Genomic DNA, 25,377 nt, shown 5'->3' with positions numbered 1-25,377 from the left:
ATATTCCCTCTTTCCTGATGGAGGCATGCCTCCTGATGATATGGGTCAGTGCAGCTCCCGGCAGGTGCTGCGCTTGATGAGCATGGGCATCAGAATCTGATGCACATAGCCCTGGGTGCCGTTTTCAATTTTGTCCCGAAGCATATCCACCGCCTGGACGGCCATGTCCCGCTTGGGCTGCTCCATAGTGGTCAGCTCGATCCGGGGCAGGGCGGTGGAGGAGATGTTGTCAAAGCCGATGAGGCTCAGGTGGCCGGGGATGTCGATGTGGGCGTCGTCCGCCGCCTTGAGAAGGCCCAGGGCGTTGGAGTCCGTGGAGGCGAAGATGGCAGAGTAGTCCACGGGCCTGGAAAAGAGCTCCTTTGCCAGCTGATAGCCGCCTGTGACAGAGGAGCGGCTGAGCTCGCTGTTGAAGAAGCGGGGGGTCAGCCCCAGCTCCCGGCAGGCCCGGATATAGCCCTCCGCCCGGAGCTGGTGGGTGGTGGTGTGGCGGCGGCCGAAATAGAGGATATCCCGGTGCCCCAGATCATAGAGATACTTTGTGCCGATATAGGTGCCCCGGCTGTTGTCCACCGCCACATAGCTCTGGGGCTGGTCCCGCAGGTTTTCGCTGAGGAAGACCGTGGGCACCTGATCGGTATAGGCCCGGATATTCTCATAGGTTTTAGGGTTCTGGGGGACGATTAAAATGCCGTCCACCTGACGGCTGAGGAGAAGCTTCACCACGGTTTTCTCCTGCTTCAGGTCCGGTCCGGAGTTGCAGAGCATGATGTTATAGCCGTGGTTTCGGGCGCTCATCTCCGCGTAATAGGCGATTTCGGACATGAACTGGTTGTCGATGGAGGGGACCACCAGACCGATCAGCCCGGTGCGCTTGGTGACCATGGAGCGGGCGACGTAGTTGGTGGTGTACCCCATTTCGTCGCAGAGCTTGATGATGCGCTCCCGTGTGTCGCTGCCGATCTGATGGCTTCCGGACAGGGCGCGGGAAACGGTGGCGTAAGAAACGCCGGCAGCCTTGGCAACGTCCTTCAAGGTTACACTTTTCATAGCTTCTTATCCTTTCCGCCCCGCAGAAATCGCAAACGTTTCCGCTTTATTTTTTAAACCGGCCAAACTATGGCCAGTTCAGGTTGTCAAGTAAAGAATATCTGATTTCTCCGGCAATGTCAACAACAATCTGCGTTTTTTCCATCTTTGGGCAGAAAAACGAAAAATAATCAAACTCTTCGGCGTTTGGCATATTGACAAGAGACCGCTGTTTCATATAGAATGAGCTAGAAAAGGTCGCAAACGTTTACAGGTGGGTCGGAGGCGGCCCTGCCGTCTCCTGGACGCGGTTTTCAGGGGACTGCGAAACTGGACCATATAGAAGGAGGAATTTCTTATGACCCCGGATATCAAGACGATTTTCTTCGACGTCGGCAACACGCTGCGCATCGTGCTGAAGGAGCAGGACTTCATCGACAAGGCCGAGGCCGGCCTGATGGAGCTGATCCACACCACCGAGACCCATGACGAGCTTTTCGCCAAGCTGGAGGAGCGGTGGAAGAAGTACCGCAAGATGTCCAAGGAGACGCTGTTGGACGCCTCCGAGGGGGAGCTGTGGACCCAGTACATGCTGCCGGAGTACGAGCCGAACATGATCTTTGCCAACGCCGCCAAGCTCACCCGCCTGTGGCGGGACCACGACGGCCGCCGGGTGGCGCGGGCCGACGCGGTGGAGACCATTAAGGAGCTCTGCGCCCGGGGCTATACGCTGGGCATCATCGCCAACACCGTCACGGAGACGGAAATTCCCGACTGGATGGCCGCCGACGGCGTGGCCCAGTGCTTCAAGACCACCATCCTCTCCTCCAAGGTCCGGATCCGCAAGCCCAATCCGGAGATTTACCACCTGGCCTGCCGCTGTATCGGCACGCCCGAGGCCAACTGCGCCTACGTGGGTGACAACCCGGTCCGGGACGTGGAGGGCACTCAGGCCGCCGGCTTCGGCATGATGATCCGCATCGACGAACCGGACACGCTGAACACGGAGCACGCCACCGGCAGGGAGTTCACCCCCGACCATGTGATTACCGCCCTGTCCGAGCTGCTGGATATTTTCCCCGCCCGTACTTAAAATAAGGAGGAAGGCCATGGATACGACAAAGCGCTACAAGGCGGTGTTTTTTGACCTGGGCGGCACGCTGCGCATCGCGCTGCTGGAGGAGCCCTACATGAAGCACGCCCGCCGGAAGATGGCGGAGATCGCTGGGTCCCCCGTGCCCTACGAGGAGTTCTATCAGATGATCGAGGAGCGCTACGAGCCCTATCGTGACTGGGCCCTTGGGGAGAACAAGGAGTCCAATGACGAAGAGCTCTGGTGCAAATGGCTGCTGCCGGACTACGATCAGGCCCGCATCCGGCAGATCTGCCATGAGCTGAGCTTCCAATACCGCCAGTGCAAGGGCCGCCGGGTCGTGGTGGACGGCGGCGTGGAGGTCATCAAGGGACTGCACGAACGGGGCTACAAGCTGGGCATTATCTCCAACCTCATCGGCGAGAACGAGGTGCCCGATTGGCTGGAGGAGGACGGACTGGACCAGTATTTTGATTCGGTCATCCTCTCCTCGGTCTGCGGGCTGCGCAAGCCCTGTTCCGAGATTTACCGCATCGCCTGCGAGGATCTGGGCGTAGCGCCGGAGGACTGCGTGTCTGTGGCGGACAACGTGAAGCGGGACATCACCGGCGCCAAGGAGGCCGGCATCGGGGCGAATATCATCTTCTCCTCCCCGGAGAAAAAGCACCCGGTCAAATTCACGGAGGAGAACCGGCCGGACGCGGTGGTCAACGACTTCCGGGAGATTCTGGACCTGCTTCCCGCTTTGAAATGAAGGCACGGCGTGAAGCCCGCCCTTTGGGCAGGCTTCACGCCGCTTCCGCCTTTCTCTTCCCGCGGGAACTGCGGACGCTGGGTTCCTGCGGAGCGCTGTATACATGATTTATAAACAACAGTAGGAGGCTGATCACGCATGAATACCGATATCCGGTACATCTTCCTGGACCTGGGGGGCACCTTCCGGGTCATTGAGGAGGACCCTGCCTACCTCTCCGCCGCCCGGGCCAAGATCGCAGAGCTCTGCGGCGTGGAGACCGACAACCCCAACCAGTGGTTCAGCGACGTCATCGACAAGCGCTATGACAAATACCGGGAATGGGCGCTGAAGTTCATGTGCGAGGCGCCGGAGGAGGTCCTGTGGACCCGCTGGCTGGCCTATGACATGGACAGGGAGCGCATTTTGAAAAACGCCGCCGAGCTGACCTATCAGTACCGCCAAACCAAGGGCCGCCGCACGGTGGTGGAAGGCGGGGCGGACACGGTCAAGGAGCTCTGCGCCCGCGGCTACACCCTGGGCATCATCAGCGATCTGGTGGGCAGGCGGGAGGTGGACGAGTGGCTGGACGCCGACGGCCTGCGGCCCTATTTCAAGACGGTTCAGCAGTCCTCCGTCACCTACATCCGCAAGCCCGGTCCCGCCATCTACTACTATGCCATGGAAGAAGTGGGGGCCCAGCCGGAGAACTGCTGCTACGTGGGCGATAATCTGAACCGGGACATCGTGGGCGCCAAGGCCGTGGCCTTCGGCATGACCGTGGCGGTGCAATATAATAAGGAGAAGGCCCTGAAGCTGACGGAGGAGAACATGCCCGACGGCAAGATTTATACCTTCCCCCAGCTGCTGGACATCTTCCCGGAGCGGGGCAGGGTGGCCGTGGACCGTTTGATCGCGCCCGGAGACGGACAGTGATTGCAGCCCCGCTTTCGTCCCGGCGGCCCGCCGGGCGGGGGGCATCCCTTTTAAAAACATAGTAATATAGGAGGTTTTTTATATGGCAGACATGAAGCGCGGCGGCGCCCAGCTGGCGGAGGCCGTCAAGAAAGCGTACGAGCTGGGACAGGACGATTATCATCTGGAGCCCATGGTCCTGGTGGAGGACGGCAAACCCGTGGGCAAAATTGCCGACGGCGACGCGGCCATTTTCTGCTGCCGCCGGGGCGAGCGGGAGATTGAGCTTACGGAGATGTTCACCGAGCCGGACTTTGACAAGGCGGACCGCCGGATGCTCCGGGACCTGGACTTCGTCATCATGACCATGTATCACGACAAGTTCAAGGACCTGCCCATCGCCTTCGCCCCCGCCAAGGTGGTGAAACCGCTGGCCCAGGTTCTCAGCGAGGCGGGAAAGACCCAGTTCCACTGCGCCGAGAGCGAGAAGTTCGCCCATGTGACTTTCTTCTTCAACGGCGGCGAGAACAATCCCTTCCCCGGGGAGGACGACGTGTGCATCCCCTCTCCCAAGGGCATCGACTTTGACCAGCAGCCCGAGCTGTCCCTGCCCAAGGTGGCGGACACCGTTATGGACGCCCTGGGCAAGTACGATTTCGTGGTGACCAACTTTGCCAACGGCGACGTTATCGGCCACACGCAAAACACCGAGGCCAAGATTAAGGCCTGCGGCTATGTGAGCCAGTACCTGGATAAGGTGGTGAACGACGCCCTGGGCAAGGGCTACGTGGTGGCCATCACCGCCGACCACGGCAATATTGAAAAGCTCTATACCGCCGCCGGAAAGCCCGACGGGGCCCACACCACCAACCTGGTGCCCTTCATCCTGATCGATCCCGCCGACAAGAGCCCCATCGCCCTGCGGGACGGCTCCCTGGGCGACGTGTCCCCCACGGTGCTGGACGTTTTGGGCGTTCCCCAGCCCGCCGAGATGGACGGCCGGTCCCTCTGCGACGGCAAGACCTGGGGCGAGGGCCGGAAAATGCTCCTCATTATCTGCGACGGATGGGGCCTGGGCTCCGGCGACGAGGGCGACGCCATTCACATCGCCGATACCCCGTATTGGGACGCTCTGCTGGAGAATCAGTCCTGGTCCAAGCTCCATGCCTCCGGCGAGTACGTGGGCCTGGGGGCCGGCAAGGCCGGCAACTCCGAGGCGGGCCACTCCAACCTGGGCGCGGGCCGCTGCGTGATGCAGGACGACGTGCGCCTGGACGCCGCCGTGAAGGACGGCAGCTTTAAGCAGAATCCCATTTTCCTCCAGGCCATTGAGCACGCCAAGAAGAACGGCACCTCCCTGCACCTGCTGGCCTATCTTACCTACAAGTCCTCCCACGGCTGCATTGACTATCCCCTGAACATCTGCGAGATGGCCCGGGACAACGGCCTGGACCGGGTGTATCTCCACATCATCTTTGACGGCCGCTCCACCGATCCCGGCTCCGCGCCCGCCCTGCTGGCGGAGACGGACGCCAGGCTGGAGGCCATCGGCGTGGGCCGTATTGTGGACGGCGTGGGCCGGGGCGTGGTTCTGGACCGGGACAAGAATTACGATAAAGTCAAGCGGGCCTATGACGCCATAGTCGAGGGTGTGGGAACCCAATACGAATAACGAGTTTCAGCGGAGGGCCGGGAGGAAATATCCCGGCCTTCCAAAATGAAAAAAATGCACGCAAAACAAGAAAAATGCACGCAGAAAGTTTGTTAAAAATATAATTGTCATTGACGGGGAGGGTTTCCGTGGGGTAGAATAAGGTATGAGAACAGGCTCTGCCGGGAGGGACAAAAAGGCTTCTCTCCGGCGGGACGCCGTCCCCGGTGCGTCGCCCTGTCCCGGGGCGATGCGCAACACAATACGGAAAGGAAGCGACACCCATGAACGAGAAAAAGTTGAAGGTTCTTGCGGCCCAGATCCGTCTGGAAACGCTGAAGGTGATCCACAGCCGGGGCTTCGGCCACGTAGGCGGGTCCATGGACCTGGCGGACCTGATGGCGGTTTTATACGGGGAGGTCATGAAGGTCGACCCGAAGAACCCCCGGTGGGAGGACCGGGACTGGCTGGTGCTCTCGAAGGGCCACGCGGGCCCCGTGGCCTACGCGACGTTCGGCCTGATGGGCTTCTATCCCATGGAGGAGGCCTATACCCTGAACCAGCCCGGCACGAAGTTCCCCAGCCATACCGACCGTAAGCTGACCCCCGGCGTGGACCTGACCACCGGCTCCCTGGGCCAGGGCGTTTCCACCGCCACCGGCGCGGCGCTGGGCAATAAGATCGACGGCCGGGACAGCTATGTCTACTGCGTCATCGGCGACGGCGAGGCCGACGAGGGCCAGGTCTGGGAGGGCTTCCACTTTGCCTGCGCTCACAAGCTGGACAACATCATCTACTTCATCGACAACAACGGCTATCAGCTGGACGGCAAGACCGACGACATCCTGGCCCATGGCGACATGGCGAAGAAGGTGGCGGGCTTCGGCCTCCACACCCAGGAGATCGACGGCCATGATGTCAAGGCCATCTACGAGGCCATTGTGGTGGCCAAATCCACCAAGGGCGTGCCCAGCTGCATCGTGCTAACTACCTGCAAGGGCAAGGGCGCGACGTTTGCCGAGCCGAAGCACGACCATTCCTCCCAGCCCAAGGAGGAGCAGTGGCAGGAGGCCATTGCCGCTTCCGAAAAAGAGCTGGAAGCCATTAAGAACGCTTAAAGGAGGGTGAGAGAGATGAATGTGAAACTGATTGGCAAGCATGAAAAGGACTCCCGGGCGTGCCGGGACGGCCTGGCTCTGACCCTGAACGAGCTGATGGGCCAGGACAAGAGCATCGTCTATGTGGACTGCGACCTGATGGGCTGCATCAACACGAAAATGCTGATGAAGAACTACCCGGACCGGGCCTTCGAGGCGGGCATCGCCGAGGGCAACGCGGCGGGCGTGGCCGCGGGCCTGGCCGCCACGGGGAAGAAGGTCTTCTTCCATTCGTTTGGCACCTTCTCCAGCCGCCGGTGCTATGACCAGATCTACATGAGCGCGGCGTACGCCGGACTGAGCGTGCGGGTGCTGGGCAGTGACGCCGGCGTGACGGCGGCCTTTAACGGCGGCACCCACATGCCCCTGGAGGACGCGGCCATGTACCTGAGCATCCCCACCGCCACGGTCATCGACCCCGCCGACTATGACCAGTTGGCCAGCGTCACCAAGGGATTGGTGAATGTCGAGGGTGTGAGCTTCACCCGCTTTGTCCGCAAGGACGTCATCCGGGTCTATGACGAGGGCAGCGAGTTTGAGATCGGCAAGGGCGTGGTGCTCCACGAGAGTGACAAAGATCAAGCGACTATCATCACCTCCGGCATCATGGTGGATGAGAGCCTGAAAGCCTATGAGGCTCTCCAGGCCGAGGGAATCAGCGTCCGGGTCATCGACATGTTCACCTGGAAGCCCCTGGACGAGGAGCTGGTGCTCAAGGCCGCCAAGGAAACCGGGGCCATCGTCACGGCGGAGAACCACAACACCTGCTGCGGCCTTGGGTCCGTGGTGGCCAACTGCCTGGCGAAGAACTGCCCGACGGTGCAGGAGTTCGTGGGCGTGCAGGACGAGTTCGGCCAGGTGGGTCCCCAGGCGTTCCTGATGGACACCTACGGCCTGCGGGCGGCCAACATTGTGGAGGCCGTCAAAAAGGCGATTGCAAGGAAATAACGACCCGGCGAGGCTGATTCCTCGAAGGACACGGACGGGCGCAGAGGCCCGTCCCTACACCTCTTCTATTGATAAAAAGACGTGTAGGGGCCGGGCTCTGTCCCGGCCCGCCTTCCCGCGAATTCCAAATTTAAAATCAAAAGGAGACTGATTCACTATGGCTCAGAAAATGGACGCTTTTTCCGCCGCTCTGATGGCCGACAAGCGTGAAATCATCTTCGCCCCCACCGTGTACAAGTTCGACACCTTCGCCGCCATGGCGGAGGAGTTCAAGCTGGGCGAGCGGGACGTGGTGCTGACCAACGAGTTCATCTACACCCCCTTCATGAAGGAGCTGAACCTCAAGTGCCAGTTCGTGTTCCAGGAGAAGTTCGGCGCGGGCGAGCCCAGCGAGGAAATGATTCAGGTCATGTACGACGCCATCCCCTACGAGAGCTATGACCGGGTCATCGCCGTAGGCGGCGGGGCCATCATGGACCTTTGCAAGCTGCTGGGCTGCAAGCGCCCCGACACGGTGCACAACCTGTATTTCAAGCGCTTCCCCGTCCAGCACGAAAAGGACGTTATCGCTATCCCCACCACCTGCGGAACGGGCTCCGAGTGCACCAACATCTCCGTGGCGATTGTGAAGGACGAAAAAGACGGCGTGCTCACCGGCGGCGAGACGAAGCTGGGCCTGGTGTCCGACGACATCATCCCCAACAAGGTCTGCCTGATTCCCGACCTCATCAAGACCCTTCCTTACAAGCCCTTCGCCTGCTCCGCCATTGACGCGCTGGTCCACGCCACCGAGTCCTTCCTGAGCCCCCACCGCAAGACCATGACCTCCGAGCTCTTCAGCGAGAAGGCCATGGACATGATTCTCAAGGGCTTCAAGCTCATCGACGAGAAGGGCCAGGACGCCCGGTTCGAGTATCTGGACGAGTTCGTCACCGCCAGCTTCTACGCGGGCATCGCCTTCCTGAAAGCCGGCTGCGGCCCTGTCCACGGCATGAGCTTCCCCCTGGGCGGCACCTATCACGTGGCCCACGGCGAGAGCAACTACATGCTCTTCGGCGCCATCATGGACTACTATGACGAGAAGAACCCTGACGGCGAGATCATGCGCTTCAAGGAGCTGGTGGCCCGGATTCTCGGCTGCGAGGCCAGGAACGCCATCCCCGAGATGAACGCCCTGCTCCAGCGCATCCTGCCCCTGCGTCCCCTGCGGGACTGCGGCTTCACCGAGGAGGACTTCAAGAAGTTCCCGCAGTCCGTCGAGGCCAACCAGCAGCGCCTCATGACCAACGCCTACTATCCCTTCGACCTGGAGAGCGAGGAAGCCATCTACAGAAAGTGCTTCTGATTGCGCAGGCCCCCTCAAGATCAAAGCAGTCCATTGGAAGGATTCAACAAACAGTTTCCAAGACCCGGCCGCATGACGCTTTTGTGTCATGCGGCTGCTTTCTGCACGTCTTCAAGCATAGAAAACCACCGGCCTGCATAATACGGACAACGAGCGAAACACCCCTCCGGCAGGAAGTTTTTGCCCGGTATTTCCGGCCTCCCCGGAGAGGGCGGGGAACAGGCGCGTCCGGCTGTCTGCCCTGCCTCTGCGCGGCAAAAAACGACCCAAAGTAGTCTGTTGCCGGCGCAACGCCTTGACTTTTTTTCATGAGGGTGTATAATGTTCACAAATTCGACATTTTTTCTGATTCCGCAGGAGTGCGGAATCAACCTAGAGCGCCCGGTTTCAGGAAGTTTACCATGGAGTTGGTGTTTGTATGGCTTTTCATTCCGCACCGTTTCTGTTCTTCTTTTTCCCCTCGGCGTGGCTTCTCTGCCGGGTTTTTTCCAGGGGGAGGCGAAAAAAATACGTTTTGATTGCCGTCAGTCTGGCCTTTTACGCCTGCGGACAGTGGCAGGGGATTTTCTGCCTGCTCTTGTCCGCTTTGGTGAGCTATGCTGCCGGTTTTTTCATGGGACGGGTTCGGGCCCGGAAGGCTCTTTTGACTCTGACGCTGGCCTTCCACCTGCTGCTGCTGGGAGCCTTCAAATACCTGGATTTTTTTACCGGCACCCTGAACCGGCTCTGGGGGCTGGAGCTTCCGGCGGCGGGACTGCTGCTGCCCCTGGGCATCTCCTTCTTCACGTTTAAGTCCATGTCCTACGTCATCGATGTTTTCCGGGATGAACGGGCCGCCGCCCGGCGCTTTTCCGACCTGCTGCTCTACGTCGCTTTCTTTCCTCAGGTGGTCTCGGGCCCCATCGCCCGGTTCGGGCAGTTCTCCGAAGGGCTGGAGAGCCCCCGGCCCGACGCCCCGCGGACGGCCCGGGCCCTGCGGCGTTTCACCGTGGGCTTCGCCAAAAAGGCCGTCATCTCGGAGATGGCCGCCACGGTGGTCAACAGCGCCTTTGCCCTGGGAACCGGGCTGGACTGGCGGATGGCCTGGCTGGGAGCCGCCGCCTATACCCTTCAAATCTACTTCGACTTCTCCGGGTACAGCGACATGGCCATTGGCCTGGGAACGCTCTTCGGCTTCGAGACGCCGGAGAATTTCAATTACCCGTATACCTCCTCTTCCATTACCGAGTTCTGGCGGCGGTGGCACCTGTCCCTGTCCTTCTGGTTCCGGGACTATTTGTACATCCCCCTGGGCGGCGGACGGCGGGGGACCCCCCGAAAGTGCCTCAATAAGGCCGTCGTTTTCCTGCTCTGCGGACTGTGGCACGGGGCCAGCTGGACCTTCGTGCTCTGGGGCGCGTGGCACGGCCTCCTCTCCGCGGTGGAGAGCGCCCTGCCCCTGAAAAGGCTCCAGGAGAATCCCCTGGCCCGGTTCCTCGGCCATGTTTACACACTGCTGGCCGTGTGCGTTGGCTTTGTGGTTTTCCGGGCGGCCTCCGTCAGCGAGGCGGCCGTGGTGCTCCGGGCCATGTTCACCGGCTTCGCCCTCTCTCCCGCCTCCACGCTGGCGCTGGAGCGGATCAGCCCTGCGGTGTGGTGCGCGCTGGCCGCCGGTGCGGCGGGCAGCCTGCCGGTGGGCCCCTGGCTGAAAAAGCGGCTCTCCGGCGGCGTGTGGACCGTCCTCTCCTTCGCGGGGGCGGCGGCGCTTTTTGCCCTCTGTCTTCTGGCCGCGGCGGGCAGTAGCTTCCAGCCCTTTATCTACGCACAGTTCTAGCGGTTCTTTAGAAGGGCCGCCGGGCCGCCGCTCCGGCGCCGCGCGCACCAGACTATTCCGTTTTGGGAGGTGCCGACATGAAAAAGAAGTTTGCCTATGCCCTCTTCACGGCGCTCATTCTCCTGCTGTGCCTGACGCCCTCCCTGGGGATGCTGGCGGGCCTTGGGGAAAACGAGGCGGGCGGAAATCAGGCCCTCTCCAGAGCTCCCGCTCTGCGAAAGGCCGACGGCGCCTGGAACGCCGCGTACCTCTCCCAGATGCAGGACTACCTGGGGGACCACTTCTTCCTCCGGCAGGAGATGATCACCGCCTGGTCCGCCCTGAATGCCCGGGGGCTTCACAGCTCCATCACCCAGAATGTGGTACTGGGCCGGGACGGCTGGCTGTACTTCGGGGATACCCTGCCGGACTACGCTGGCACGGAGCCCATGACCGAACGGGAGATTTTCTCCGCCGCCCGGAACCTCGCCCTGATGGCGGAGTACTGCGAGAGCCAGGGGGCGGCGTTCCTCTTCACTATCGCGCCCAACAAGAACTCCCTCTATCCGGAGCACATGCCCGGCTTCACCGCCTCCTCCGCCCCCAGCAACGCGGAGCGGCTGGCCGGGGAGCTGGCCGCGGAGGGACGGGTGAACTACCTGGACCTGTTCGCCGTCTTCGAGGGTCAGGAGGAGGACCTGTACTTCCAGACGGATTCCCACTGGAATGGCAAGGGCGCGGCGCTGGCCGCCGACGCGGTGAACGGCGCTCTGGGCCGTTCTTCCTCCTACTGCGCGGGCCCCTTTATCCCGGAGAAGTCCCACAAGGGCGATCTCTACGAGATGCTCTATCCCGCCGGAGACGGGCTGGAGACGGACCTGCTCTACGGCGGGCCGCTGACGGTGGAGTACGACGCGCCCATCCGCTCGGCGGAAAGCCTCACCATCATGACCCGCGGAGGCGGGGAGGGCTCTTTGCTGATGTTCCGGGACTCCTTTGGAAACAACCTCTATCCCTATCTGGCGGACAGCTTTGACGCCGCCCTGTTCTCCCGCTCCATGCCCTACCGGCTGGACCTCACGGCTCAGCGGGAGGCGGACTTCGTGGCAGCGGAATTGGTGGAGCGGAACATCCGCTATCTCATACAAAACGTCCCCCTGATGCCCGCGCCCGTCCGGGGCGGGGAACCGCCGGAGGGATGTATTGTCTGCGAAGACAGCGCGGACTTCACGGCGGAGCCGTCGGAGGACCTGCCGGGCTGCGCGCTGGTTACCGTCTGTCTCAACCGCTTGAACCGGGAGCTCCCGGCGGCAAGGCGGGATTCCCCCGTGCTGGTCCTGGCCTCAGACCAGCAGTATTATGAGGCCTTTCTCCTGGAGGGGGACGCCGCCGGTTTGTATCTGCCAAAGGACGTCCGGCCCCTGGGGCTGGCGTTTTGCCCGGAGGGGACCTCTTAGAACCTCCGGTAAAGGGTACGCGTTTGCGTGCGGCGGATTTCGATGGTCAAATCGAGAGTGAAGGAGAGAACAAGTATGGGAAAAAACAGTTGGACTGCGCTTTTGCTGGCTCTGGTGGTGCTGGTGACCACTGTGCCTGCCTGCGCCTCCGGGACCGAAGGGTCCCAGCTCTACAGCCAAACGCAGGAGGATGCGTACGGCGGTCTCGCGCCCCCGCCCCGGGACGATACCCCCGTCCCCCCCAATCAGTCCTCCGCCGGCGACCCCTACGGCGGCCTCGCGCCTCCCTCCGGAGCGGGCAGCGCTTCCACGAAAGAGGAACCGCAGGCCCCGGCGGACCGGAAGAAGCGGGATGATCGGCCGGACACGGTTCTGGCGGGTGTCTCGCTTTCCGTGGACCGGCATACGGCCTATCTTTACGGCAGCGGCGGCGCTTTTGCCGCCTTCCACCCCACCCGGCAGGTCACCCGGGCCGAGGCGGCTCAGATGCTCTACCGGCTGCTGCCGGAGCCGGTCCTCTCCACGGCGGTCTATGCCGACGTGCCCGGCGGCGCGTGGTACGCCGAGGCGATTCGGGCCATGGCTGACCTGGGCGTCATGGAGGCCGACGAGGGCAGGCTGGACCCGGGACGGGAGGTCAGCCGGGGTGAGTTTACCCGCTATGTCGCCTCCTTCTTCCCCCTCCGGACCGATGCGGAGCTCTTCTCCGACGTGGCGGAGGACGACCCCAACGCCCCCTTTATCCGCTCCGCCAGGGCCTATGGCTGGGCGCAGGGCGGGGACGGCGGCCTCTTCCATCCGGACGAGACCATCAACCGCGCGGCGGCTACGGTGCTGCTGAACCGGGCGCTGGGCCGGACGGCGGACAGGGCCTACATCGACCTTTATCATCCCGTCTTTTACGTGGATGTGGCTCCCTCCAGCTGGTACTATTACGACGTCTGCGAGGCCACCGTCGGCCATGAGCACAGTTCCTCCGGCGAAACGGAGCTCTGGACCTCTCACACCGCCAGGGCCGAGGTCCCCCAGGACGGCCTTCAGCTGGTGGACGGCTGGCTGTACTGCTATGACAGCGCCAGGGGAGACGTGGTCCGGGACGGCAGCGTGGGCAGCTTTACCTTCAACAGCGCCGGACACTTCACCACCGGAAACAATGAGCTGGACGCCTGGCTGCATAAGATCGTCATGGCCCACACCGAGCCCTCCCAGACCCAGGAGGAGATGCTCCGCTCCCTCTTCCTCTACACCCGGGATTCCTTCAAGTACCTGCGCCGCCCGCCTTACGCCTTCGGCGCCCACGACTTCATGGAGCGGGACGCCCTGCGGATTTTGAACAGCGGCTACGGCAACTGCTATTGCTACGCCTCCCTCTTCTGGTATCTCTCCCGCTGGATTGGCTATGACTCCGTCATCTACAGCGGCACGGTGGGCCAGAACCGGGCTCCCCACAGCTGGGTGGAGATCAATATGGACGGCAGGGACTACATCTTCGACACGGAGCTGGAGATGGCCTACCGCCGGAAGAAGCGCTTTGACATCGACCTCTATAAATTCTACGACGCCAAGAACAGCTGGAACTATGTGCGCCCCAAGAGCTGAGGCTGGAAAGGAAGAAGACGAACGCCATGAAAAAATTACTGTGTATGGTACTCTGCGCCGTGCTGGCCTGCGCCCTGTGCGCCTGCGGCGGGCAGCCGGCGGAGCGGGAGGATGCTCCCCCCGTCCAGGCCACCGGGGACCCGCAGGACGTCTCCGCGCCCGCCGGGGAGGCGTCCCCGGAGGAAACCGTTCCCCCGGAGGAAGCAGCTCCCCCGGAGGAGGCGGAGCCTCAGGAAACCGCCCCCGCCGTTCCGGAGACTCCCGGCGGCGGCGAAGCCGGGGCCCCGGCCCAGGAGGAGACGGCAGCGTCCGCCCAGGCGGAAACCTCTGCCCCCGCCCCGAAGCCGGAGGAGAAACCGGCGGAGCCCGCCCAGACGGAGAAGCCGGCGGCTGTCCAGACGGAGAAGCCGGCGGCTGCCCAGACAGAGAAGCCGAAGGACCTCCCCGCCCCCAAGCCGGAGTCCGCTCCTCAGTCTGAGCCGGTATCCGAACCGGAACCCAAGCCGGAACCCAAGCCGGAACCGGAGCCGGTATCCGAGCCGGAACCCAAGCCGGAACCTAAGCCGGAAGTGGACCGCAAGGCTGTGGCCGAGGGGCTGGTGGGCCGCCCGGTCAGCGAGCTGTACGCCGCCATTGGCCGTCCCATTTCCTCCGATTATGCCCCCAGTTGTCTGGTCATCGACGGAGAGGACGGCGAGCTGCTTTACGACGGCTTCACGGTCTATACCGAGAAGGGGCCGGATTATGAGACCGTCTACGCCGTGTTCTGACCCTGGGAGGAGCGTAACTGTATGAGCCGGAAAATTTTACTTGCCGGAGCCGCCGCCGTTGTGCTGGCGGCTTTGGCCTTGGCGGCGGCCTATTTCTATATTCCCGGCGGCGGCCGTCCTGCGTTTGAGGAGGGGGACCTCCGCGTTCTCCTCAATGAGAACGGCAGCATGGAGCTGACCTGGCCCGAGGCGCAGCCGGCGGACCCGGCGGTCTTTTCCTCCGTCTCCTACCACCTGGATGTTCAGAGCGGCGAGAGCCGCCTTCAGAGGGACTATGATTCTCCCGGTGTGCTGCTGGAGAAGTTCGCCCTGCCCATGGAGGTCCGGATTCGGATTCTGGCGGAGGGAAAGAACCTCCTGGGGCTCACCCGGCAGGTCTCCGGCGCCAGTTTGAGCGCGTCGGTCCAGCCTGCGGCGCTGAGCGCCCCGGAGGCGGTGGGGTCCCCGGGGCCGGGGACGCTGACTCTGCGCTGGAAAACGGCGGGCGCGGCCCCGGATTTCTATGAGGTCTTTTCCATGGAGGACGGCGGAGCGGTCCGCGCGGCCTCCACCAGCGGCAAGGAGCTGGAGCTGGAGGTGGGCCGCCGGGAGGGCGACCTCCTCCTTCCCGGCTATGGACAGCCTCTGCGCATCAGCGTCCGGCCCGGAATCCAGGGAGAGGGATATATACTCTGCGGTCCCGCCTCGAATCTGATCAGCGTGGAGCGGCAGGACCTGCTGGGGGACGATCTGAACCTTGTGTTCCGGGAGACGGAGCCCCGGATGTACACCCTGGAGTGGGACGAAACCCGAGGGGAGTACTATGAGCTCCAGGAGTGGAGCGAGGATGGCTGGAGCACCCTGGAAACCTTCCAGCCCGCGGAGAGCTTCAGCCACAGCGTGGGCCGTCTGATCTCCGGGTCTCAGCACCGCTATCAGGTGGCAGCCAAGGACCGGGACGGCAGCGTCCGCTCGTCGGAGGAGGTGGAGCTCTGGGCCTCCATCTCGCCGCTGTACGCCACCGTGTGGCCCATCATCGACCAGCCCTATTACGAGGGCGCGGACAAGGCGTCCGCCGCCCTGGGGAAAATCCCCGGCGGAACCGCCCTCTGCGTCCTGGAGGAGAAAGGGGATTGGTTCCAGGTTCGCTATAAGGACCAGTACGGCTATGTGGACAGCCGGTTTTGCATGATTAACCTGCCGGAATACGTGGGGGATCACTGCTCCTATGACATTACCAACAGCTATCGGTCCGTTTTCAAGGTCCACGAAAGTCCCATCGCCCTGATTACGGACCAGGTGGTCTCTGGATTTGAGTACATCCAGACCCCGGACAAACACTTCCTGGTGCCCTATCTCTATCCCTGCGCCAAGAAGCTCCTCTCCGCCGCCCAGGCGGCGGAGGCCGACGGCTACCGACTGAAGATCTATGAGGCCTTCCGCCCCAACGAGGCCACCCGCTTCCTCTACGACACCACCGCCGCGCAGCTGGATTGGGCCGCCCTGGTGTACAGCGAGGAGGGGGAGAAGGCTCTGGACCCCGTCACCGGCTGGGAGGTGGACCTCTTCGACGGGTTCTTGATCGACCCGGAGACCGGAGGAAAAATCAGCCGGGAGGAGCTGGCCCAGCGGCAGGCGGAGGAGGAAGCCGCAGAGGCCCAAGAGGCCCTGGCTTCGGAGGGGCAGGAGGCCCTGCCTCCGGAGGACGGGCCCGGCCCGGAGGGACAGCCGGCGGCGCCTGCGGAATCTCCCGACCTCTCCCAGCCCTTTTTCACCCTGCCGGAGGAGGGCGAGGGCGGCAGCCTGGAAGCGGGGGCCCCCCAGGCCCCGGCCCAGACGGAAGCTCCGGCGGAGGTCCCGGATGAGCCGGAGGACGAAGAGGAACCTGCGTACGATACTTACTTTAAGATCATGACCAACAACGGCCGCTTCGGACTAGGCAGTTTTCTGGCCAAAGTGGCCTCCGCCCACAACCGGGGCATCGCTCTGGACCTGACGCTGGAGAAAATCAGCAGCGGGGAGGAGCTGGAGATGCAAAGCGCCATCCACGACCTCAGCTGGTACTCCGCAGTCTACCTGAACAACGACAACGCCAAGCTCCTGGAACGCTATATGACCGCCACGGGCATGCGGGGCCTGAGCTCCGAGTGGTGGCACTTCCAGGACGACGAGACCCGGGAGGCCATCGGCTTGACCAGCTATCTCTATAAGGGCGTGAACATGGGCGGCTGGACCCGGGATGACCAGGGCTGGCGCTATCGGGACGAGGACGGAAGTTTCTTCCGGAACATCACCATCACCGTGGACGGGAAGCGCTACACCGTGGACCAGGACGGCTACGCCTCGGAATGACCCCTTTCCAAAAACCAACAGGGCTCCTGAGACCATCTGGTCTCAGGAGCCCTGCGGCTACCCGGCGTTATCTTCCGATGCTGGTGCAGAAGCGGTGGAGAATCGCCGCCGCCTGGCCGCGAGTGGCCCCGCCGGAGGGATTCAGACGGCCCTCGCCGGTGCCGTTCACCAGACTCGCGCCGTTGGCCCAGGCCAGGGCCTCCGTGGCGTAGGAGCTGACGGAGGCGGCGTCGGGGAAGCGGCTCAGCTCCGCCCGGGCGGCGGTGCTGAGGCCCTTGTGGTTGGCGTAGCGGTACAGGAAGGCCGCCAGCTGCTCCCGGGTGATGGGGTTATTGGGAGAGAAGGTGCCGTCCTTGTTGCCGTTGGTGATGCCGGTGGCCGCGGCCCATTTCACCGCCTTCTCACAGTAGGACCCGGCGGCCACGTCGCTAAAGCCCGCGCCGCTGACGGCGGGCTGCCCGGCCAGACGGTAGAGAATCGTCACAATCTGGCCCCGGGTCACGGGGCTCTGGGGCTTGAACTGTCCGCCGCCCACACCGCTCATCAGGCCCTGCTGGCTGACGTAGGCGATGTCCGCGGCGAAGGTGCTGTTCGCGGCCACGTCGCTGAAGGAGGTGGGGCCGACTTTCTGTGTGACCACAAAGCGCACGTCCAGGCTCGCCGAGTTGCCGCCGGCCCGGAGGGTGACGATGCCGGTATAGCTGTTGGCCGGCAGTCCCGCCTTGGGGCGGACGGTGAAGGTAGTGCTTCCCCCGGCGGAGAGGGAGGTGCTGGTCACCAGACTGAACTCGTAGAAGGAGGAGACGGGCTGCTCCAGGGTTACGGTCTTGTCGCTGTTGTTCTTCACTGTGACGGTCTGGTGATTGGGCTGGGTATAACCCTCCTCCGCGAAGCCGAACTCCAGGGTGGAGGGGCTGACCGTCAGCGGGGCGACGGATTTTTCCACAACGAGGGTGGCCTTGAACTCGGCGGTGGCGCCCTCCCGGGTCTGGAACACGATTTTGTCGGTGTAGGTTCCCGCCTTCACGCCCTGCTTGGGAACGATCTTATAGTCCACCTCTTTGCCGGATTCCACCCGCTCGGACTCGCTCTTGACGGCGGTGACGGTGAAGTGGTCATTGCCCTTCACGCCGTCCATCCGCACGTAGTCGCTGCCGGTGTTTTTGATGGTGACGGTGATTTCTTTCTCCTTGGCGTCCTTCTCGGTATAGCCTTCCTTCAGCTTGCCGAAGTCCTTGGAGGTGGGGCTGACGGAGATGGAGTAGCCCCATTCCGCCACCTTGGCGTAGATGGAGAGGGAGAAGCTCCGGGAGGTGCTCTTCAGACCGTTCTCCTCATAGTACCCGGTGATCTGAAGGGTCCGGCTGAAGTCCCCGGTGGTTTTGGTGCTGTTGATGGAGACGGTCACGGTGGCGCTGGCGCCGGGGGCCAGGGAATTGGGCACACCGCTTACGGTAAAGCCGGAGATACTGGTGAAGCTCAGGTACATCGTGTACTTGCTGTTCCTGTTGGTAATCTGGAAGGTTTTGGTCAGACCGCTGTTCGTCCCTTTCTCCAGCGTGCCGAAGTCCAAGCTGGACACGGAGAAGGTGAGGTCGCTGACGCCGGGACGGTCAGGGGCGGTGGGTGTTACAACGGGAGGCTTTTCCGGTGTCACAGGAGGCTGCTCCGGAGTCGGGTCCGGGGTCGGGGTCGGCTTAGGGTCCGGGTCAGGGTTCGGAGTGGGGTTCGGGTCAGGGTTCGGAGTGGGGTTCGGGTCAGGGTTCGGAGTGGGGTTCGGATCAGGGTCCGGAGTGGGGTTCGGGTCAGGGTCCGGAGTAGGTTCCGGGTCAGGGTCCGGAGTAGGTTCCGGGTCAGGGTTCGGGGTGGGGTCCGGCTTAGGGTCCGGAGTGGGTTCCGGCTCCGGTTCCGGGGTGGGGTCCGGCTTAGGGTCCGGGTCCGTAGGTACTTCCGTTTTGTTTCCGTCGTTTTCCTCGCCCTCCGCCGCCGCGGGCAGGGTGCAGAGGCTTGCCAGAAGGCACAGCGCCATCAGCAGGGCCAGCAATTGACTCTTTCGTTTCATGATGTATCCAGCGTCCTTTCCTCATGGTTTCCGGGGCTGTCCGCCGTTTGAACGTCCCGGCATGTTCCGCTCCGCCGGAGCGGTGGAGTACACTCCTACTAACCGCCTAGTCTACCACGCTCCTGTGGAAAAAACAAGTCCTATTCCGTAACAGATTCCAGACGGAGACCGCGCTCACTCCCTCTGGAACTCCGCCAGATTCTCCTGCGTCACCTGCCGGTAGGGCAGCCAGACATAGTGCCCCTCCTCCAGCGCCGCCGCCTGTGCCGGGTCCTCCCCGTTCCAAAGGGCCAGCGCCAGCTGGAACATGGCCTGCGCCTGGCCCAGACTGTCGTTGTGAACGGTGCCGTACATCTGTCCGGCGGCCACCGCCTCCAGGGCGGGAGCGGTGGCGTCCACCCCCACAATGAGGGGCCAGCAGTCCCGGGGCGTCTCCCCCAGGGCGTCAATGGCCCCCAGGGCCATGTCGTCGTTGTTGGCAAAGATGACCTCCACCCGGTCTCCGAACTCCTCCATCCATTGGGTGGTGCGGGCGGCGGCCTGGGCCCGGTTCCAATTGGCGGTCTCGTTGGCCAGCTTTTCCACCTCCACGCCGCCGTCGGTGACGGCCTTGATGGAATACTCCGTCCGAAGGAGCGAGTCCTGGTGTCCCGGCTCTCCCTCCAGCATGACGTATTGCAGCACGCCGTCGCCGCTGCGGTCCAGGCGCTCCCGGTCCCCGCGCCACGCGTCCAGCACCAGCCGGCCCTGGAGCTCGCCGCTCTCCTGGGCGCTGGCTCCCACGTAGTAAATCCGGTCCCAGCGCTGGATGTCCTCCGCCACAGGCTGGCGGTTGAAGAAGATCAGGGGCACGCCCTCGGCCTCCGCCTTGTCAGCCACCACTGCCGCCGCCGTCCGGTCTACCAGATTGACGCACAGCACGTCGCACCCCCGGGTCAAAAAGCGGTCCACCTGGTCCATCTGGGTGGTCTGGCTGCTGCGGCCGTCGGCGATGAAGAGCGTGATTTTCTGTCCCGTCTCGCTCTCCGCGTCCCGGACCAGCCGCTCCAGGTTCTGGGCCACCGTGGAGATGAACGTGTCGTCCTGGGTATAGAGGGCCACGCCGATGCGCAGGCCGCCGTCCTTCCCCCCGCCGCAGCCGGTGAGAAGCGCCAGCGCCAGAAACAGGGACGCCGCCGTGCCCGGCCGTCTCCGCCGCTTACCGGCTGGAGGACGACATGACCGGAAAGAGAAGTTTTTGGTTCTCAGGCGCATAGATATCCTCCCCTCGCAAAATGGAGAAGGGCAGGGGGGACAGCGCCCCCTCCTCTCCTCGGGCGGCGTACACCGCCCGGCGTACCGCCAGATACCCGGCGGCGTAGTCGCTCCAGGCGGCCATGGCGGTAACGGCCCCCCGCTCCAGCTGGGCGGTGACGGCGGTGGAGGCCCCCACGCCGTAGAGGGAGAAGTCCAGCCCCTCCGCCTCCTTTTTTTCCGCGGCCCGTTGGGTGACGGCGGGCTCAAAGGCCATGACCCACCGGCATGCTTCCTCCTCCGCTTCCTCTCCCCGGAGGAGGGGGACTCCCGCCGCCCTCAATTCCTCCTCCGCCGCCGTCAGGCGCGCCGTCACGCCGGTGCAGTCCGCAGCGGCGTCCAGAAGCAGTACGGTTCCGCCGTCCCAATCCTCCAGCAGGGTCTGGGCCAGCTGCCGGCCCAAAAGGGCGTTGTCCGGAGCCACCGTTCCCGCGGCCCCCTCCATGGGGGACTCCAGCGTCACCACCGGGCAGACCACCCGCCAGGGCTCCAGGGCGGCGGACAGCGCCGCCGGGGCCGCCGGGACCACCACCAGCGCCGCCGCGCCGCCCTCGATTTCCCGGAGGAGCAGCGCCTTTTGCTCCTCGCCGTCGTTGGCGGCGGCGGGGGTGAGAAAGCGGAGCTCCGCCCCCAGTTCGTCCGCCGCCTGTTCCATCCCCTGCCGGGCGGCGGTCCAGCTGTCGGTGTCCCGCAGGACCACGGACAGGGCCAGCAGCTGGGGGTCCCTCCGGCCCCGGAACAGCTGGGGAACCACCACGGAGAAAATCACCGCCAGCCCCAGGGCCGCCAGGATGAGTATTTGAATCAAACGGCTGTCTCGCACTTTCATAGCACTTCTCCCTGCTGGCAGCGGCCGGCCTCCTCCCGGCTCAGGGCGGGGAGCCGGAGGCGGACCAGCGTCCCCTCGTCCGGTTCGCTGAAAATGGTCAGTCCATAGCCCATGCCGAAGGTGAGGGCGATCCGCTGGTGGACGTTGCGCACCCCGATGCCGGAGCCGCTGGTCCGAACCTCCGGACGGTCCTCGTCCAGCAGGGACTCCGCCACCTCCGGCCGCATGCCCAGGCCGTTGTCCTCCACGTCGATCAAAAGGTCCTCCCCCTCCCGGCGGGCGGTGACCCGGATGACGCCGTCGTCTTCGGCGCTGGCGCAGCCGTGGTAAATGGCGTTTTCCAGGATGGGCTGTATGATGAGCTTCAGGGTATACAGCTCCTCCGCGCCGGGCCGGGCCTCAATGACCGTGGTGAATTTGTTCTTGAAGCGAATCTGCTGAATGTTCATATAGTGCCGGGCGTGCTCCAGCTCGTCCCGGAGGGGGATGATGCTTTTCCCCTTGCTCAGGGAGATGCGGAACAGCCGCGCCAGGGAGGTGACCATCTGGATGGCCTCCTTCTGCTGGCCGGACTCTGTCATCCAGATAACGGAGTCCAGGGTGTTGTAGAGAAAGTGGGGGTTGATCTGGGACTGGAGCACCTCCAGCTCGCTGCGGCGCTTCTGCTCCTCCTGGCGGATGATGTCGTCCATCAAATGCCGCATGGTGGACACCATGGACCCTACCGCGTGGCTCAGCCGCTGCACCTCATAGCAGCCGCCCTCTTCAATTTCCACGCCCTCCAGCCCGTTGTCCAGCCTGCGGATGGACCGCTCCAGGCGGCGGATGGGGTCGGAGATGCGGGCGGAGATCAGGAAGTTCAAAAAGGCCATCAGGAAGATGGAAAACAGCAGCAGCGTCAAACCGAAGAGGGGCAGCTGGGGGGAGGAGGCCATCCAGCTCACCGCCGGGGCCACGCCCACCAGCTTCCACCCGGTATAGCCCACGGTTTTCACCGTGACCTGCCGGGACCGCCCCTGGAACCGCTCCAGGCGGCTGCCGTCCCGGTAGGAGGCGGCCGCCAGGTTGTTCTCCTCCAGCAAACCCGCGTAAATCAGCTGCTGACGGGGATGGTAGATCAGCTCCCCATCCCCGTCGATCAGATAGAGATAGCCCCCGCTGCCCAGGCTCACGTCCCGGCAGACCTGTTCGATGCCGCTGAAGCTCATGTCCACCAGCAGCACGCCCCCCTCGGTGACGCCATCCCGGGTCAGCTGCACGTGGCGGCTCAGGGACACCACCCAGCGGTAGGGATAGTCGGGATCGTCGAAGATGTTTTGGACGTGGGGGGTGGAGAAGTGGAGATTTTCCATGCTCCGGACCGCCGCCTGGAACCAGTCGCTGTCCGCCGTCCGGGCGTCCTGCTTCAGGGCGGTCAGCGGCACGGCGGATACCAGTCCCCCCTGCCCGTCGAAAACCGCCAGGGAGACCAGGTCGTCCCGGTTCTCCTCATAGAGGAGGCTCAGGTCCCCGGTGAGGTCGTCCTCCGCCAGGTCCATATTCTTAATGCTCCGGTAGTACACCGTGTCGGAGATGCGCATCATCCGCCGGAGGTAGCTGTCCAGATTCAGGTTCGCCTGGGCCAGCACCCGCTGACTGTTCTCCGCCACCAGCTGCTCGCTGGCGGAGGAAAAGCGCCAGATGAGGCTGACGCTCATCAGCAGCATCCCCGCCGCCGCCACGGCGGTGAAGGACAGGGAGAGGACCATCTGGATGCTCATTTTGCGGTAGCGCTCCCCCCACTGGGCGGCGAGGCGGCGGAATACGTTCATAGGGTTCCCTCCCTTCTCGCAAGGCGGCCTGCTTTTCCGCGGAAAAGCAATGCCGGGCCATGGCCCGGCATTGAGAATGCCTGGGCGCTGACTCTTTTAGGTTCCCGCTTCCCAGGTGCCGGGAACCGCCCAGGGCTGAACGAAGCCCTCCGGAATGTTCTCGCAATCCACGCTGACGTGATAGCCCAGCTCTTCGCTGGGCAGGCTCCCCGCGGGGAAGAACACCGTCAGACCGCCCTGGCCGAACCGAATCCACTCCGGCTCCAGGGCCTGGGACATCTCCGCGCAGATGATGGGGTTGAGCTCCCAATCCACCAGCTCCGGCAGGCGCTTGCGGACCTCCGCTTCCGGCACGGTGAAGAGGTCCCAGACCTCCAGCCGTTCCCCGGTCCGGCGGTCGAAGGCGTCCTGAAAGCTGGTGCTGGTGCACAGCGGAGTTCCGTACTCCTGGGGCAGCGTCAGTTCCGTGGTGAAGTACATCACCCGCTCACTGGAGGCGCTGGGCGCCACGGTCTGCTGGATGTGGCCGCTCCGGTACGCCTCCCCCAGCTCCTTCCAGGCGGCATAGCACTGCTCCAGCGCGTCCATCTCGTCGTAGAGCAGGCCCCGGTCCTCGTAGTACTGCCGGACCTGTCTCTGGGCCGTCTCGCTGAGATCGGCGAAGCTCTCCGGGGCCCCGGCATAGTAGTCCGCCGGCCCCCGGGGCTCGTCCACCTCCAACAGCTCCGTGCCGTCCGCCAAGCGGTAGGAATAGTTGCTCCAACTGTCCCACTCCAGCACATCCACCGCCGTTCCGTCCCGGAGGGTCGCCGCCTCCCGCTTCAGCTCGCCGCTGACGACAGCGCTGGCGGCCTGGTAGGCTTTCACGGTCCCGTCCGCCGTCTCCAGTTTCTCCTGCCAGGGGTGGCAGCCGGCATAGACCCAGGCGTCCACCCGCAGGTCCGCCTGGACCGCCGCCCGAAGCTCCTCCTCAGTCCAACTGCCGCTGCCTCTGGGCCAGACGCGGGTCTCCTCCACCAGCCGCACACCGGTCCGTTTCCCCTGGCTGTCCTCCACAACGAAGGCGGTCGGGTCACCGGCCTCGTCCCTCTGGACTTCGACCACCAGACCCTCCACCCACTTCTCCTCATTCCGGCAGGCGGTCAGCCCCAGGGCCAGGCACAGACTCAAGAGCAGGGCCGCACATCGTTTCCGCGTCATCGCCGTTCCCCCCCTTTCTGTCCCGCCCGGAATTTCGAGGGCGAGACGCCGTAATGCCGCTTGAAGACATAACTGAAATAGTTGGGGTCGCTGAACCCCGTGGCCTCGGCGATGCGGTAGGTCTTCTCGTCCGTCTCCCGGAGGAGCCGTGCCGCCTCCTCCATTCGTACTTTTGTGACATAAGCGGTGAAGGGCATCCCTACTTCCCGTTTAAAAAGGGTGGAAAAATACGTAGGGGATAGATGGATATAGGCGCACAGGGACTCCACGCTGAGCTGTTCGTCGGTGTAGTGCCCGGCGATGTAGTCCTTGGCCCGCTCCACCATCTGCCAGGCGGAGTCGCTCCGCCGCCGGCCCAGCAGGTCGTGGAGCCGGCCGCAGCGCTCCCCCAGCCAGCGGCCCAGCTCATCCAAGCTGGAGAAGTCCGCCACGGACACGGCCCCGGTGAACCGCTCCCCGAAGACCTCCTCCACCGCCAGGCCGCCGGCTCGGGTCAGCCGCACCAGGCAGGTCACCACCTCCAGCAAAAACAGGTCGCACTTGGAGAGGGAGAGCCCCGCGTGGCGCAGCCGCTCCATCAGCTCCCGGACCAGCTCCTCCACCTGTTCCAGCGTGCCCAGCTTCACGGCGGCGGACAGGGCCCGCTGGTCCTCCTCCTCAAAGGAGGGGGCGGCGGCGGACTGGGGCTCCAGGTCGCCGATGTAGATGACCCGTCCCCCGCCTGCCAGGACCCGGTAATCCAGGGCGGACCGGGCGCCTGCGGCGCTGCGGTTCAGCTCCTCAGCTCCCCGGCAGGGCAGGCCCACGCCGGTGGTCAGCCGCAGGCCCAGATAGCTCTGGGAGAGGCGGGAGAGCCGCTCCAGCTCCTCCAGCAGGGGGTAGAGCCGGTCCCCGCCGGCAAGGCGGACCAGAAGCGCCGCCATGTCCCCGTACAGTACCACCCGGGCGGAGCAGCCCTCCAGGGCAAAATGCTTTTCCAGGAAGGACTGGACGGACAGCAGCAGCAGCTCGTCCCGGGCTTCCTCGTCCCCGGGGCCGTTCACATGGACCAGGGCGGCGGTCCACAGGCCCTCCGGCAGGTCGATTTCATACCGGGCCGCCCGGTCCTGGACCTGATCGGGGCGGAGCTGGCCGCTCAAAAGCCGGGTGTAGAACAGCTCCCGCAGCACCGGCAGGCTCTCCTCATACCTCCGGCGCAGGGTCTCCATATCCCGGCGCTCCAGCCGCTGCCGGTCCAGCTGCTCCCGGAGTTTTTCCAGCACCTGCACCAGCTCCGGGGCGTTGATGGGCTTTAAAATATACTCGGACACCCCCAAGATCGGAAGAGCGTCGTGTAGGGAAAGAGTGTGTCAGTACGTGTAG

Annotated in this window: 19 protein-coding genes; 12 read left to right on the top strand and 7 right to left on the bottom strand. The window is 63.9% G+C overall.

Features of this window, described 5'->3' with window-relative positions; all coding sequences use genetic code 11:
* Window positions 1–45 precede the first annotated feature (45 nt).
* Entirely contained in the window at window positions 46–1,050 is a 1,005-nt protein-coding gene (locus tag QZ329_RS07950; RefSeq protein WP_295750777.1) for a LacI family DNA-binding transcriptional regulator, read from the bottom strand.
* Window positions 1,051–1,387: 337 nt separating this feature from the next.
* On the opposite strand from QZ329_RS07950, the gene QZ329_RS07945 reads away from it, so the two are divergent.
* The 12 genes from QZ329_RS07945 to QZ329_RS07890 all read left to right on the top strand — a co-directional run bounded on the left by QZ329_RS07945 (window position 1,388) and on the right by QZ329_RS07890 (window position 16,820).
* Window positions 1,388–2,122, top strand: coding sequence for an HAD family hydrolase (locus tag QZ329_RS07945; protein ID WP_295750774.1), 735 nt, complete (start codon window positions 1,388–1,390; stop codon window positions 2,120–2,122).
* Between the two features lie 16 nt (window positions 2,123–2,138).
* Complete coding sequence (locus tag QZ329_RS07940; protein ID WP_295750771.1) at window positions 2,139–2,876, top strand: HAD family hydrolase; 738 nt, start codon at window positions 2,139–2,141, stop codon at window positions 2,874–2,876.
* A 138-nt stretch (window positions 2,877–3,014) separates the two neighbouring features.
* On the top strand, window positions 3,015–3,791 hold the full coding sequence (locus QZ329_RS07935) for an HAD family hydrolase (RefSeq protein WP_295750768.1): 777 nt from the start codon (window positions 3,015–3,017) through the stop codon (window positions 3,789–3,791).
* Between the two features lie 82 nt (window positions 3,792–3,873).
* Complete coding sequence (locus QZ329_RS07930; protein ID WP_295750765.1) at window positions 3,874–5,442, top strand: phosphoglycerate mutase (2,3-diphosphoglycerate-independent); 1,569 nt, start codon at window positions 3,874–3,876, stop codon at window positions 5,440–5,442.
* A gap of 263 nt (window positions 5,443–5,705) precedes the next feature.
* On the top strand, window positions 5,706–6,539 hold the full coding sequence (locus QZ329_RS07925; protein WP_295750762.1) for a transketolase: 834 nt from the start codon (window positions 5,706–5,708) through the stop codon (window positions 6,537–6,539).
* A 15-nt stretch (window positions 6,540–6,554) separates the two neighbouring features.
* Window positions 6,555–7,526, top strand: coding sequence for a transketolase C-terminal domain-containing protein (locus QZ329_RS07920; protein ID WP_295750759.1), 972 nt, complete (start codon window positions 6,555–6,557; stop codon window positions 7,524–7,526).
* A gap of 157 nt (window positions 7,527–7,683) precedes the next feature.
* On the top strand, window positions 7,684–8,871 hold the full coding sequence (locus QZ329_RS07915) for a 4-hydroxybutyrate dehydrogenase (RefSeq protein ID WP_295750756.1): 1,188 nt from the start codon (window positions 7,684–7,686) through the stop codon (window positions 8,869–8,871).
* Window positions 8,872–9,385: 514 nt separating this feature from the next.
* A complete protein-coding gene (locus QZ329_RS07910) occupies window positions 9,386–10,684 on the top strand; it encodes an MBOAT family O-acyltransferase (protein WP_295750753.1) in 1,299 nt (432 codons plus the stop codon).
* A gap of 77 nt (window positions 10,685–10,761) precedes the next feature.
* Complete coding sequence (locus QZ329_RS07905) at window positions 10,762–12,120, top strand: hypothetical protein (protein WP_295750751.1); 1,359 nt, start codon at window positions 10,762–10,764, stop codon at window positions 12,118–12,120.
* A gap of 75 nt (window positions 12,121–12,195) precedes the next feature.
* Window positions 12,196–13,719, top strand: a complete 1,524-nt coding sequence (locus QZ329_RS07900) for an S-layer homology domain-containing protein (protein WP_295750749.1) — start codon at window positions 12,196–12,198, stop codon at window positions 13,717–13,719.
* A 26-nt stretch (window positions 13,720–13,745) separates the two neighbouring features.
* The gene (locus tag QZ329_RS07895) at window positions 13,746–14,489 is read left to right on the top strand and encodes a hypothetical protein (RefSeq protein ID WP_295750747.1); all 744 of its coding nucleotides are present in this window, start codon (window positions 13,746–13,748) and stop codon (window positions 14,487–14,489) included.
* A 21-nt stretch (window positions 14,490–14,510) separates the two neighbouring features.
* Window positions 14,511–16,820, top strand: coding sequence for a M15 family metallopeptidase (locus QZ329_RS07890; RefSeq protein ID WP_295750745.1), 2,310 nt, complete (start codon window positions 14,511–14,513; stop codon window positions 16,818–16,820).
* A 67-nt stretch (window positions 16,821–16,887) separates the two neighbouring features.
* Here QZ329_RS07890 and QZ329_RS07885 read toward each other — a convergent pair whose 3' ends face one another.
* From QZ329_RS07885 to QZ329_RS07860, 6 genes are all read right to left on the bottom strand, one after another.
* The gene (locus QZ329_RS07885; protein ID WP_295750743.1) at window positions 16,888–18,882 is read right to left on the bottom strand and encodes an S-layer homology domain-containing protein; all 1,995 of its coding nucleotides are present in this window, start codon (window positions 18,880–18,882) and stop codon (window positions 16,888–16,890) included.
* 174 nt (window positions 18,883–19,056) lie between these two features.
* Complete coding sequence (locus tag QZ329_RS07880; protein ID WP_295750741.1) at window positions 19,057–20,136, bottom strand: galactose ABC transporter substrate-binding protein; 1,080 nt, start codon at window positions 20,134–20,136, stop codon at window positions 19,057–19,059.
* Window positions 20,081–21,004: a substrate-binding domain-containing protein gene (locus tag QZ329_RS07875; RefSeq protein WP_295750740.1), complete on the bottom strand. Its 924-nt coding sequence runs from the start codon at window positions 21,002–21,004 to the stop codon at window positions 20,081–20,083. The genes QZ329_RS07880 and QZ329_RS07875 overlap by 56 nt, the downstream gene beginning before the upstream one ends.
* The gene (locus tag QZ329_RS07870) at window positions 21,001–22,815 is read right to left on the bottom strand and encodes a sensor histidine kinase (RefSeq protein WP_295750738.1); all 1,815 of its coding nucleotides are present in this window, start codon (window positions 22,813–22,815) and stop codon (window positions 21,001–21,003) included. Before QZ329_RS07870 ends, QZ329_RS07875 begins: the two co-directional genes overlap by 4 nt.
* Window positions 22,816–22,911: 96 nt before the next feature.
* Window positions 22,912–24,015 carry a hypothetical protein gene (locus tag QZ329_RS07865; protein WP_295750736.1) on the bottom strand — a complete coding sequence of 368 codons (1,104 nt, stop codon included), beginning with the start codon at window positions 24,013–24,015 and terminating at the stop codon, window positions 22,912–22,914.
* Complete coding sequence (locus QZ329_RS07860; protein ID WP_295750803.1) at window positions 24,012–25,325, bottom strand: response regulator transcription factor; 1,314 nt, start codon at window positions 25,323–25,325, stop codon at window positions 24,012–24,014. The genes QZ329_RS07865 and QZ329_RS07860 overlap by 4 nt, the downstream gene beginning before the upstream one ends.
* Window positions 25,326–25,377 lie beyond the last annotated feature (52 nt).

Source organism: uncultured Oscillibacter sp., assembly GCF_910579365.1.
Classification (GTDB): Bacteria; Bacillota; Clostridia; order Oscillospirales; family Oscillospiraceae; genus Oscillibacter.
This window is presented reverse-complemented; position numbering and strand designations above follow the sequence as displayed.